The sequence below is a fragment of the Parabacteroides sp. PF5-9 genome, assembly GCF_029893105.1.
GTDB lineage: Bacteria > Bacteroidota > Bacteroidia > Bacteroidales > Tannerellaceae > JARXWG01.
Genome location: NZ_JARXWG010000011.1, coordinates 68341 through 80837 on the forward strand (window position 1 = coordinate 68341; position 12497 = coordinate 80837).

The following is a 12497-nucleotide window of genomic DNA, read 5'->3' on the forward strand; positions in this document are numbered from 1 at the left end:
ATAGGTGGTGAGATTAAAGGATTGTGTCAAATTATTTCGCATGTGCGAAAGTTTACAACTTTATAATTATTGGATTTATAACCTTTAAAATATAAAAATGAACCTGCATAAAACTTAGTATAAAATGGATAATTTATTTGAGCAGATTATAATAGAAACAAAAAAGTCTATAAGAGATTACGGCTCGGTATATTCAGCATTGGAGAAGAAAACAAAAAACGGAGCTTTTGAAAGTTATACGTTTTTAAAATTCTTAAATATCTGGAATGACGTTGAAGTTAATGACGACTCTAAGGTTTCATTTTATGCAGATTTTACACATACTGAAAACGAATGTTTGAATGCAGGGAAAGAAAAGATCACGTGTTGTAGGGAAAAAACATTCATTGGTGATGGGATGGATGATTTCTGGGGAGATTTCCTTTTTCCATTTTATAACAAAGGCAAAATGAGGAATGATGCATTTGAAGTTCATTTTAATCTTCCCAGTGATGAAATAGCAATAGATTATTATCATAGTTCCATTATACGAGATAATGATAATAGAATAGATATTGAGCACAGTCGTATTTTGGAAAAAAAATTGGAAGAGGCTAATCTTAAGGATGATTACGGGATATGGCTAAAAAAAATAAAAGACAGTTATCCAATAAGCGATAATGATGCATCTAAGAATATTACTCGTTTTTATTTTTTTATTTCTCCTTGCTATCTAAACGATGTCGAAGAGATATATAGAGTTAAAGCTAATGTAGGAATACATTTTGTAGGTAAAGAGCTGGAAGCTAGACGTGAAATTCGTGATTTTATAAACCAACTCGCGAATTTCATTAATGATCTGACGACATTGATTTTATATAATTTGAAAGAGAATGAATTGATTCAATTTGCAATTCGTGCATCACTTGCTCAAGCCATGGCTCGTAATCTAAGTCATAATATTGGCAGTCACGTATTTGCAAACTTGATCGGAGACGGGATACATACAGATTTATCCAGTAAAATAGATAAGGATACATACATTTCTCAATGCAGCAAACATCAGGATTGTGATCATCAACTTGCTTATTTCAATCAGTACTTGAAAAGTCGCTTTGATTATTTGAGTGAAGTTACCTTTGGTGTTTCGAATATACTCACAACAAAAGGATTATACAAAGATGTACTTCTGGAATTTGACAGAGTAAGATTGCTCCTAAATCATATTTCCGGAATAAATGACTTTAAATATCAGTTCCGTTTAACATACAATGATGAAGTATTATCCGAAGATAAAGATATTTTTGCCGCTTTCCCTTCCGATGTGTTAGGCTGCCAAGCATTTTATAATATTGTTGAGAATATTATTCGAAATACGGCTAAACATGCTAAAAAAAACACAAGTACCAAAACATTTACGATTAACATTAAAGACATTCCTTCTGGTGAAATAAACTTGCCACCTGATTTTGAGCAATACTATTGTGTTGAGATTGACGATGGAATATCAGTACCTAAGATTGACGAATTAATCAGAAATCAAAATGAGCGTTTGAATTACTCTATTCTGGATAATAGTGAAAACCATAAACTCCGTAATCAATCATTAGGACTATTGGAGATGGAAGCTTCTGCGGCGTTTCTTCGACAAATAGACATGCCTGAAATAGAATCAACCGAGTACGATGTTGAATGTGAAAATAATAATTATGCCAATGAAAGTAGAAAATTTAATCTCATAAAAGCATTCAAGACCAAGAATAATTCTTTGGGTTATCGCTTTTTTATTAAAAAACCACAGGAATTTCTCTTTGTCGGCGACTGGGCTGTAAGTACGGAGAGGAAAGAAAAATTAATAAATCAAGGTGTTTGGGTTAAGACAGAAAAAGAACTGATTGATGACTTAAAGAAAGGAATTGCTTTTGCTCATCGTTTTATTATATCCACAAAAAATGAAGGTGAGTTTTTTATTGACGAATTATTCGATAAAAAATACGCTTACAAAACTCTATTGCCAAATAGATGGATTAAAGTTGTTGATCTTGATGCGATGAATGAATTGCTAAAAAATAAATCTGACATACTTGACATTGAGGCGGAGATTTGGGAGATATTCAACAAACAAAATGGCATTGCAAATATTGCCGAAAAATGTAAAGTAACATCTTGTTTGAAAAAAGAGCCAATATTGACTGATGGTCAAATAATTCTTCTTGACCACATAGAAGACCAAGAAAAAGAGTATCAGCAGTTTATAAGTCAAAGAAAAACAAGCCCTTCTGTGGAAACTTGGATTGAGCCACTTTCTTCTAATGCACAAAGGAAATTACCATTTTTTCAAGATCGCCTTGCTAGATATGAGGTTAGACTTAGAAATGACAAAGAAGAAAAAACAGTAATTGCAAAAAGTCTGCTTTGGGATTGTTACAAAACAAAAATTTTGGTAGTAGATGAGCGAATTAAAGAGCATTCAGAATCCACATACGCAGGAGCGAAAGAGGTTAAGAATAAGTTGATTTTCTCTAATTCCGGCGTTATCATCACCGACGAAGATTTGAATAAGAGTACATTGGAGAAGAATATAATTAAGAATATTGGTGCTGAAATAGTCAAATATGAACCAGACTTTCTCTTGATTCACTATGGAATCTTGGAAAGAGCCTGCAATAATGACAAAAAAGCAATTCAAGATATTTTACGTGATTGGACTGAGAATAAGAATTGCAAAGTAGTCGTTACATCCGGTAGAGGCAAGCATTCATTGGAATTGCCCGAATATGTACGCTATCTTAATCTTTCTTCTGTACTCTACGCTTTTGTGGAAAATCAAAATAAGTATTCTATCAACTACATATTAAATCAAGCACGAAGATAAAGATATGAATGACAGCAAACTAATAATAATAACAGATTATTATTCTCTACAACAAGTTGATGATAGGGTTGAACAGCTTCAAGGATTTGACAATCTTGAAAATAAAGGATATCTTAAGTTTGATAGTGGACGATTAATTGACGTTGAAACTTTAGATGATACTGAAATTGTTTTTGTTTGGGATAGGTTCTCTGATGAGGTTTCAGACTCTGCTAGAAAAACATGGTGGGAAAATATATTTCTTACCCTAAAAAAAGCAGATGACAAATGGCACATTATTCATCATTCAAAAGGATTAATGCCGAATAAATCAGAATCTATTCTTTGTAGAAAGGGTGCGCATATTCCGAACGATCCGCGATATGGAGTCGCTACTAAAGTTTTACTCGACACAGAAGACAACAAAAAAGAACGTATTATTAAGTCCGTCTTTACGATAGAGCCTATACTTGCGTTTTTACACGGTTGCTTAGAGAAAAAGCCCGAACAAGTTGACTTTGAAAAGCTGGAAGATGTAGGCATTGATATTTCGTCACTACCCCAATTAAATGGAGAATTATGTGACGAGAGGTATTTCTCTTCTCTAAGTGCATTGAGAGATGAGTTGTTGAAGTAACGATTGAGATAGATAATTTCAGATAATTAGAGGTAAATTAACTTTGTGGAAATAATAAGTGGAGTAGCCGATAGCCATAGAGTGGAGGCATTATTAAAAAAACTGGTTATGTCATATTTCGGTCAAAAATGCAACTCAAGTTGTTATCATTTTATGAAGTGTAATTATTGTCGCCATGAAAACTCTTCCATTGCTTGCAGTAGCAACAAGAGAGCAGGCTCTCTTGGATGGGGATGGACACCTCCTATGTTCTGCCGCCAACAATTTGCATGTAAGTATGCTCATTACAGCGTTAATACAACTTCAACAAATATCTGTCAATATCGAGGATAAAATGTGAACTATATCATACAAGGCAAGACCTGTGAAGCCATAAGAGCAGGATTAAATATTTAAATTACCATGACTGATTTATTAAATAATTCCATTTTGGAATTAGTGAAGAGTCTTCAATTTAATGGAGAGTTAGAAAAGCCTTTGTTAGTACCTTATGTATGCCCTACTGGTGGTACTGAATAATCAGAATCTCTGTTGCTTATTTTTAGCAGCAGAGATTCATTAACTATTTTTTTATGGAAAGAGTTGAGAATCGAATTCATAGCCTATCATTTATATTAACTAACAAATGCAATCTAAAGTGTTCCTATTGTTATGAAATCAACAAAGGGTATGCAACGATAAATGTTGACTTTGTTAAACAGACTATTGGTGAGCATTTTACAAGAAATGATGTTGATGAGATTAGGATTGTATTCTTTGGCGGAGAACCCTTTTTAGAATTCAATCTAATAAAAGAAATTTGCGAATGGGTCTGGAGTAAAGAATGGGAGAAAAAATATCATTTTTTCACTGTAACTAATGGCACTTTAATACATGGAAAAATAAAAGATTGGTTGAAAATAAACAAAGATAGGTTTTCTGTAAAACTTAGCTTAGATGGCAATAGAGATAGTCACAATCTTAATAGAAGTAATTCTTTTGACTTGATAGATATATCTTTTTTTAAAGAGAATTGGGGAGATCGACCTGTCAGTATGACAATTTCCGAAGAAACAATTCATCATTTGTATAATAATATCGTCTATATTCACTCCTTAGGTCTTAAGGTAGGTGGATCGAATTTTGCAGATGGAATTGATTGGGGAAATGATAAGTATAAACAAATATTGATTGAACAATTAGAAAAACTATGTGTATTTTATATTAACAACCCTGATGTCATACCAGCTCCTATAATAAATATGCACATCTATAAATGTGAGGAGGAGAAGAAAAAACGAAAATGGTGTGGTTGTGGCGAATATATGAGCGCATTTGACACGGATGGAGGGAAGCATCCTTGTTCTTTTTTCTCACCAATGACTTTTAATAAAGACCACAGCTTAAAAATAAATCAAACCGATTGGTCTAATGCTGATATTCTAGTTGATAATGATTGTTTTGATAATTGCTATTTGGAGCCAGCATGCAGGAATTGTTATGCTGCAAACTATTTAAAAAATGGAGAATTTAATATACGGGATAAAAGCAAGTGTGAATTAATGAAAGTAAGAGCTGTTTTTTCAGCTGCTCTTGCTGCACATAAACTGGTAAACAATCCTATTGACAATTATAAAAATTCATTGACGATTAAGGCGATTCAAAAGATAAATAATTTATTTAATAAAAACTGAATGTCAAATTGTAAATTTGATACAAAAACATAATACTCCCAAGAATGCATTATGCTTTTTGAGGATTTTTGCATATCATTCTTAAGCCTAATTGTTTTTTAATTCACGCTAGTGGGGCACTCTGGAAATGTGCTGTTGCGTTAAATAGTGAGATAAATAGCATTGTAAAATTGCAAAAGGGCGATGCTGTTAATCTAATGAAAGCTGAAGATGTTATTTTAATGAGCAGAATGGTAGTCGAACTTTGGGTTGGTCAAGTTGACATCATTTCACACAATTATGTCAACAGCCTCACTATCTCCATCGTATCTCTCTTGATGAATCCACTTCCCACAATTCTTTTCCCTCCAACACTTTCGATAGTTACATCAGCAAAGAAAATCCCACTCCCGATGGATACGCTTGCAATATTATTGCGAGGTATAACCATTGATCTGTAGCCCAATATGTATCCTTTGTAAAAAGTTACGTTATTATGATCAATATCTATTCTATCAGGGAACAGTACATTGTCATCCAATGAAATACGGCTTGCAATAAATATTGGCATATTCGACGGAAATTAGTGAGTTAATCTTGAAATCTGAATTTGGCAATAAATCAACTTGATTAAGTAAATGACAAACGCAGGTATTGCACAAGCAATGGTCAAAAGCAGGAATGATATAATTTTTAGAACAAATCCTAACCCTCCATTATCTAACGAAGTGCCTGCAAAAAGATTTGATTTCCAATTAAATGCAATAGGAACTGCCGCCAAGCCCAAAGTACAAACAACGATGAGTGCAGCTTGTCGATGCATCTGTAATTCTTCTAATGTTTCCATGATGTATATTGAATTTGAATGAAATTATTGAATAATATCTGCTTTCCCTTTTTTGAATTTACTACTTTTTAGTTTTTTGCCTGACTTCAGCAAATCATCGTCGGGAGCAGTATCGTTTGCCTGTCGCGATTCATACAGTGCTTCGAAATCGACCTGTTGCATTTTAAATGGAGGGAAACCACTGTTCAGAATGATTTGTTCTATCAGCATTTTTGCTGAAGGAAACAAAATTGCAGGAACATTAATCAAAAGAGTCTTTTTCAGTTCTTCTTCATTTTCGGTTTGTTCTGCTTGCAACAAGCAGGAGTAGGTACTATTAACTATAAAAATCGTTCTTCCATCAGTCTCCAAACTGGAATGTACCCCAATCAATAAATCTACCATATAAAAGTTATTATCCGCACCTTTAATTTGAATGTCTATATTAATATCCATTTTTGCTTGGCCGCTTTCTTGTTGAAAAAATAACTCCGGGACATTTGGCGATTCGAAAGAAATATCTTTCAAAAATTCGCTCATTAATTGAAACTTACTCATAATCGTATATTTTTTTAGAGGGGTTATATTACATTGATTTTTCGAGGAAATATATTTTATCTAATAGTTCTTCCTCGGATAAAGCATTTCGTTTTAAAAATTGTTCTTTATCTATAATTTGTTTTTGCATCTTTTTATAATCGTTGATAAGGTTGCGATTGGAATTACGAAACATATCTATTTCTATGAATTCAGCGTCAATCGTAAGTGTTTTCCCGCTATACGGCTCATGGTCAAAATAGACTTTCTCCATTAAATTAGAAAAAATGGGTTTGACAGCCCTTATTCCCAAACCGGATTTTTGTACCATCGAAGCAATTTTACGAAAAGCATCTTCGGTTATGTTTAACTTAACGCCCAATTGCTCACACTGCAAACGATGATGTTTTACAATGCTATCGTCAGCTTCAGTAATGATTTCATAAATCAGTTCCTCTGTCATTTGATTCATCAGAACGACTTGCTCAATACGTCCACACAATTCGCTAATAATACCAAATTTTTCGACATCTTGCTTAGTTATATATCTCATTAAAGAATCATAAGAACAATCTTTCATTTTAGAGGTTTCGGCAGCAGCTTGGAATCCAATTTGTCCATAACTAATCTTCCCTTCGCATCGCAAGCGTTTTCCAACATGCTCTTCAATGCCTTTAAAAGCACCATCGAAACAAATAAGAAAGTCGTTGACCGGCAATTCATATTCCTTGAAAAAACTATTAGGATCGTTTGAATTTATACGTACTGAAAGTTTATAATCTTCATCGAAAAACTGTAGTAATTGTTTCTGAATTTCCGCTCGAAATTCGCTTGTTTCAGAATCTGTGCGGTGGGCTATTTTATCAAACTCATTGAATATAATTACAGCATAGCGTAGCCGTTCAATATCCTCTTCCTTACGGATATGCAATGATATTTCCTTGCTTATATTGTTTCCTCTCCACCCTTCTGGAGTGCAGTTTGGAAGATTGATTCGAATAACCGGCACATCAACAATTTTGGCAAATTGTCGCAAGATTTCGCTTTTTCCAACTCCTGTATTGCCAATCAAAAGGAAAGAATTTTTTATTTTACCTGAAGTGCTTCTTGCTCTGCTTTGTATATGCTGAAAAAATGGGACTGATACCTTTTCAATCACTTCATCCTGTCCTTTTACATATTTTTTCACCTCTTCAGCTAGGCTTCGTGCAGAATTGAAGCGTAGCAAAGTCATAGACGCTTCCACTTTGATTTTTTCAACAAATTCACTGTCGAAGTTATTTATGAAGTTGTCGTCAAATATATTCCTTGTTAGTGTAACAGGGCTGGAGGTTAAATATGAGATAACGGTTTCTATATATTCGAAATAAGCATCGAAATCGGCTGTTAAATCTTTGTCTGCTAACAAATCTGAATCAATTTTGGGAAGAGATGGAAAAACATTTTTGCTATTCTTTCCAAACAAAAGCAACTCTATATTGGAGTAAAAAAGACTATTTTTTATTTTGTTAGAGAGTTTAATCTTTCGTGAACTCACAATAACCATTGAAATGTTGATTTCAATATCCTCTAATGTATCAGCAAAAAGATTAGTTATAGACATACGGATAGCATTCAATTTATTGATTGACTTTTCTATGTCTGCCTCAATAAAATCAGTAGGTAAGATTTCGCCAAGCATCAAAATTTCATCTGGAGCAGTGGCTATAAACGACAAATTACATTGAACGATTGGAAGGTCTGTTAAAACTTTGTATCCTGTTTCTGTTAGGTTTGTAACAATTTTGTTTACAAACCTCTTATCTACATTTTTTGCTTCCATGATTTATTTTATCTTGACTGTTAATAACTTGAATTGAAATAACCTCCTGACAATAATCGATTTATTGTCAGGAGGTGTAGTCAACTTTACATATCATAGAATCTACCTCTATGTTCGCGGAAAATATCCGCAGCTTGTACAGCATCCGAACAATCACTGTAAATGTCTATGCGATAGCACGTATCCCAGTCAAATTGCGAACAACTGCCCCATGAGCCGTAAAAATAAATTTTGTTAGAATCGGAATAGTCGCCATACATTTGGCGATAAATGTGATCCTTTGCATCATTGTAGTCGCTTTCACTTGGAAAGACATAAGTACTTCTTCTCTGTGACATAATACATTTGTTTTACTTCCACCCTTTAACGGAAGGTTCTATTGAAAATTAATTAATCGCAAAATCTGATTACAAAGATAGAGACCTTAAACCCTGCTTTATTTATGGAATTTATATATGGAAAGTACCAAGGAATAATTTCTCAATCAAAGAACTTGTTTGTTGTGTATGTATGGATAATACAATCCTTGATTTACCCATTCTTTTCAGTTGTTCAGGTAATAGTTCAAATGCCGATTTACGGAAATGGCATTTCGAAGGTGCTGTCATTAAAAATTGTTTGGACTCTCGCTCAAACTCCTGTAAGTCATTTATCAATAATGGCAAATGAAAGAATGAAGGCAAACTGTTTTTCTTTTCAAAATGAAACGGGGTAACAAAATGGAACTTGTCAATTGAGTTATACATGTTCAATATCTCAATCTGTTTCTGTTTTAATCTTTGTAAACTTTCATCAAACATGGCGTTTCCAACAATAGCAGATAATGGATTCATTCGTCCATTTAGTCCAAGTTCCGAACTTGCACCAAGACTTACATCTTTTTTTATTCTATATGGATGTTGTGTAATGCTAACAAGTCGTTTATAAAGCTCGGAATCGTTTGTGAGAATACACGCTCCTTCTCCACAAAAAATCGTTTTGCCAGGAGAAAATGACACGACAAAAGCATCGGCTAAAGAACTAGCTTTCATTCTTCCGACTTCCGCCCCCAATGATTGTGCAGCATCAGCGAAATACCACACACCAAATTCATCGCAAATTTGTCTGATAGAATGCATATCATGAGGGATACCCGCGAAATCAACAGCATACAAAGCCTTTATTTTAGGATTTCCTTTTATTATTTTTTTGACAGATTCGGGTGCAATATTTAGGCTATTATCAATATCTGCAAAATGGAACTTATTATTTAACCACAAGGCTCCACTAATAGTGGCTCCATACGAAAGAGGACTCGTGACGATTTCTTTATTTTTTAATCCTACGGCCAACGCTAAATACATTAGAGCATTAGTCGCTGAATCTACGCATAAAGCATACTTCACTCCATAGAAGTCTTTTAACGTGCTTTCAAAAGACTCCACAACTCCATTGCCGGATAAATGATTGTAAGCTGAAAAATCATCTTGTTCTATCTGTTCCAAATATTCAACAAGAGCAGTTGTTGCATTTCTATATATTGACATAAGGCTTTAATTTATTCATTTCGGAATTTAACTTTTCAGCATCAATATCTCCATTACTGTCTAAAATGCTTTTTATATATTCAGGAAAAGGAAAATTTGGATTACCAACCCAAGGCAACAAAGAGTTTGATTTACATAGTTGTAAGGCATAATAATCGCTATAAATGGAGGAAAGCCTACTAATGTGATCCAATGGGCTGGCATCTTTTGCTGCCCACAGAATATCTTCGGGCATAAGCGATTTTCGGAGACTCATGGCAAGTTTCAATGCACTTCTGATTTGTCTAGGCATTAAATTTTTATTGTAAAAAACTTCCCCTGCGACCTTAATCCTTTCGTCTGATATGTCAATGAGCCTTTCAGGGTTGATGTTTTTTGCGATACTACCAATAATCATAGGAAAGTCTGTAATCACGGGCATTAAAACAGGTAATACATCAAAACGTGAAAGCATCGCTCCTCCAATTCTCCATCCACAATTGCTTGTTGCAACCAATATGCTATTTCCTTCGCGAGATTTGTCTGAAAGGCTCTCAAGTAAAGCAGCTGTAACGGCAGCGCTTGCACCACTATCCAAATTATTGTCAGAACGCTCCATTGGAAAAGCTTCACTTATTTCATCAATAAAACCGAGATTGGGAGACATGTTCTTAAATATCTTCATTTGAAGTTTTGCCCTGCGTTCCGTCTCCCCAACAATACCAGCTTTTGGGCTATTCAATCCATATGCAGGCACATTAGCCAATATCGCAATCATCAAAGCAAGATCGGTCTTTCCTGTTGACGGAGCTCCTAAAAGAAGTATGTTCATAGGGGTAAGCTTATTTTTCTCTCGTAACCCTAATGCGCATTTTGTCAAAAACGTTTTAGGTACTTCCACCGTTGTTCCAACCAATTCTACATTTTGAACTCGTCCAATATCCAAGAGCGTTAGCGTTCCTTCTGATATTGCGGAAACATCTTTCACTTTTTGTTCTATAAGTTGTGCTGAAGTAATAGCATTTCCTGTGCGTTCGCACCCAAGAAACAATCCCTCTAAACCTCTATTCGGAGTGTTGCTTGAGAGATTAGCTACTTGTTTGTCATTCAACCCATTTTCATATTTAGCATGAGGGTAACGATTGTGTAATATCTGAATAAATTCAAGCTTATCTTCATAATCGGGATAACGAATAGATATATTCGGAAGCACGTTGCTAACCTTTGGATCAACTCGACCTTCAACAACATCGTTGAAAACAAGATAATTGCCTGAATCACGTATTTCTGTAGAGTGAGCGGCAATATAGGAAAGTTCACTTGCTATCAACTGATTTATACTTGTTGATTCCGGTAAAATGTCAGAACTAAACTCTAACATGAACAAAAAACGTAATGGTCGTCCATCATCCCATTTCATATCAAGATATTTTTTGTTCGATGAGAGAAGTAAGAACCCTTTCAATATATCTATTAATTCTTGTCCTGCTTCACACTTCCCTGAATTACATTTATTTCCTCCCATAATATTTGCTTGGGAAAGAATGTCTTTGATTTTTTTAACATCATCAGCACTGTGTGCCTTTTCGTTGATTTTAATTCCATAAGCGAGACTGTATCTGACCATTGTCATATTATAGGTCTGATAAGCATAATCACTTATCTCTCTTACTACAGGAGTAATCTCCATATTATGGTTGCTATCCAAGTCATAAATGGGGCGACCTGTCAATAATGTAACCGCCATCCCTTCTGATAGAGGTTTAAATATTTGTTGAATTACTGAATTATTCATATTAATTCCTCCTTCATTTATTTCTTATTGATATATTGGACTGTTTTATTTTTGTTATCCTTGGTAAGAACCTGTTCATTTACAAATTCTCGCTTTGTGGCTTTTCTTCGTTTTTGTAACGTTTTTGCATACTCCATTTGCGCAATTCCACCTGTTGGCTTACGCTCCTTACGTTCAGCAATGACTCCAAGCGACTCTAACTCTTTGTTGAAATCATCCATTATTTTTTTGCAACTACCATCTGTAATACCCTCTAATTCCGATTGAATATCAACTTTCTTTTTGTTATCTATATGGATTTCAGAAATCAAATTATATCCATTGGGATTGGTGGCAACGATACGAGTTAAATTCGGGCTGACGATTTCAGATTTAATATTTACAAAACCAACATTTGAACTTGCTATTTGAATAGCGGAAGAAAGCGTATTATTAAATACTTTTGCATGCTCATTCTTGATGTCGGAAAAAGCAGTGGTTAGTTTCTCTGTTGTCTGCTTTACAGTAGAAGCATTCATTAACTCTTGGATTGACCGCATTATAAGCGGTTTATTCTCTATTTTCAGGTTTTCTTGCTGCATCGTCATAATTGCAGCCGCTTTTATTATTGAAACCTCATCACTTTTTGTCTCACTTTTATTTAGAGTAGCGAGGTTTCGTTCGAAATGCTTTTGTATTACTTTTAAACTTGTTGGCGACTGCAAAATGGTCGTAGAAGGATGCGATAGATTTATGTTTTGTACGGTTTCTATCCTTTGTTGATTTGCGGCTACCTGTGTGGATGCTGTGCAGATCGTCTCGCCCAGAATCTTAGCAACACTTTCTGCATAATCACTTATTGCTATCTCTCGCACCCTTTGAACTTGGCTGTATGAAACTTCTTGGCTCAT

Annotated in this window: 10 protein-coding genes; 3 read left to right on the forward strand and 7 right to left on the reverse strand. The window is 34.4% G+C overall.

Going from position 1 to position 12497, the window contains the following annotated elements:
- Nucleotides 1-124: 124 nt before the first annotated feature.
- The 3 genes from M2135_RS08100 to M2135_RS08110 all read left to right on the forward strand — a co-directional run bounded on the left by M2135_RS08100 (nt 125) and on the right by M2135_RS08110 (nt 5143).
- A complete protein-coding gene (locus tag M2135_RS08100; protein ID WP_280747984.1) occupies nt 125-2854 on the forward strand; it encodes a hypothetical protein in 2730 nt (909 codons plus the stop codon).
- A 4-nt stretch (nt 2855-2858) separates the two neighbouring features.
- Entirely contained in the window at nt 2859-3470 is a 612-nt protein-coding gene (locus tag M2135_RS08105) for a hypothetical protein (protein ID WP_280747985.1), read from the forward strand.
- A gap of 572 nt (nt 3471-4042) precedes the next feature.
- The gene (locus M2135_RS08110; protein WP_280747986.1) at nt 4043-5143 is read left to right on the forward strand and encodes a radical SAM protein; all 1101 of its coding nucleotides are present in this window, start codon (nt 4043-4045) and stop codon (nt 5141-5143) included.
- A gap of 562 nt (nt 5144-5705) precedes the next feature.
- On the opposite strand, the gene M2135_RS08115 is transcribed toward M2135_RS08110, so the two are convergent.
- The 7 genes from M2135_RS08115 to M2135_RS08145 all read right to left on the reverse strand — a co-directional run bounded on the left by M2135_RS08115 (nt 5706) and on the right by M2135_RS08145 (nt 12497).
- Nucleotides 5706-5969, reverse strand: a complete 264-nt coding sequence (locus M2135_RS08115) for a hypothetical protein (RefSeq protein ID WP_280747987.1) — start codon at nt 5967-5969, stop codon at nt 5706-5708.
- Nucleotides 5970-5993: 24 nt separating this feature from the next.
- Nucleotides 5994-6506 carry a protein-export chaperone SecB gene (locus M2135_RS08120; RefSeq protein WP_280747988.1) on the reverse strand — a complete coding sequence of 171 codons (513 nt, stop codon included), beginning with the start codon at nt 6504-6506 and terminating at the stop codon, nt 5994-5996.
- A gap of 28 nt (nt 6507-6534) precedes the next feature.
- Nucleotides 6535-8307 carry an AAA family ATPase gene (locus M2135_RS08125; protein ID WP_280747989.1) on the reverse strand — a complete coding sequence of 591 codons (1773 nt, stop codon included), beginning with the start codon at nt 8305-8307 and terminating at the stop codon, nt 6535-6537.
- Nucleotides 8308-8393: 86 nt separating this feature from the next.
- On the reverse strand, nt 8394-8645 hold the full coding sequence (locus M2135_RS08130) for a hypothetical protein (protein ID WP_280747990.1): 252 nt from the start codon (nt 8643-8645) through the stop codon (nt 8394-8396).
- Nucleotides 8646-8756: 111 nt separating this feature from the next.
- A complete protein-coding gene (locus M2135_RS08135) occupies nt 8757-9833 on the reverse strand; it encodes an aminotransferase class V-fold PLP-dependent enzyme (RefSeq protein WP_280747991.1) in 1077 nt (358 codons plus the stop codon).
- Nucleotides 9820-11607 (reverse strand): AAA family ATPase, encoded by a 1788-nt coding sequence (locus M2135_RS08140; RefSeq protein ID WP_280747992.1) that lies wholly within the window; start codon nt 11605-11607, stop codon nt 9820-9822. The genes M2135_RS08135 and M2135_RS08140 overlap by 14 nt, the downstream gene beginning before the upstream one ends.
- 17 nt (nt 11608-11624) lie before the next feature.
- A complete protein-coding gene (locus M2135_RS08145; protein WP_280747993.1) occupies nt 11625-12497 on the reverse strand; it encodes a hypothetical protein in 873 nt (290 codons plus the stop codon).

Bases quoted from the DNA above. Each gene is read 5' to 3' on its own strand.
- M2135_RS08100 (WP_280747984.1), top strand. From the start codon at position 125: ATGGATAATTTATTTGAGCAGATTATAATAGAAACAAAAAAGTCTATA.
- M2135_RS08105 (WP_280747985.1), top strand. From the start codon at position 2,859: ATGAATGACAGCAAACTAATAATAATAACAGATTATTATTCTCTACAA.
- M2135_RS08110 (WP_280747986.1), top strand. From the start codon at position 4,043: ATGGAAAGAGTTGAGAATCGAATTCATAGCCTATCATTTATATTAACT.
- M2135_RS08115 (WP_280747987.1), bottom strand. From the start codon at position 5,969: ATGGAAACATTAGAAGAATTACAGATGCATCGACAAGCTGCACTCATC.
- M2135_RS08120 (WP_280747988.1), bottom strand. From the start codon at position 6,506: ATGAGTAAGTTTCAATTAATGAGCGAATTTTTGAAAGATATTTCTTTC.
- M2135_RS08125 (WP_280747989.1), bottom strand. From the start codon at position 8,307: ATGGAAGCAAAAAATGTAGATAAGAGGTTTGTAAACAAAATTGTTACA.
- M2135_RS08130 (WP_280747990.1), bottom strand. From the start codon at position 8,645: ATGTCACAGAGAAGAAGTACTTATGTCTTTCCAAGTGAAAGCGACTAC.
- M2135_RS08135 (WP_280747991.1), bottom strand. From the start codon at position 9,833: ATGTCAATATATAGAAATGCAACAACTGCTCTTGTTGAATATTTGGAA.
- M2135_RS08140 (WP_280747992.1), bottom strand. From the start codon at position 11,607: ATGAATAATTCAGTAATTCAACAAATATTTAAACCTCTATCAGAAGGG.
- M2135_RS08145 (WP_280747993.1), bottom strand. From the start codon at position 12,497: ATGAGCCAAGAAGTTTCATACAGCCAAGTTCAAAGGGTGCGAGAGATA.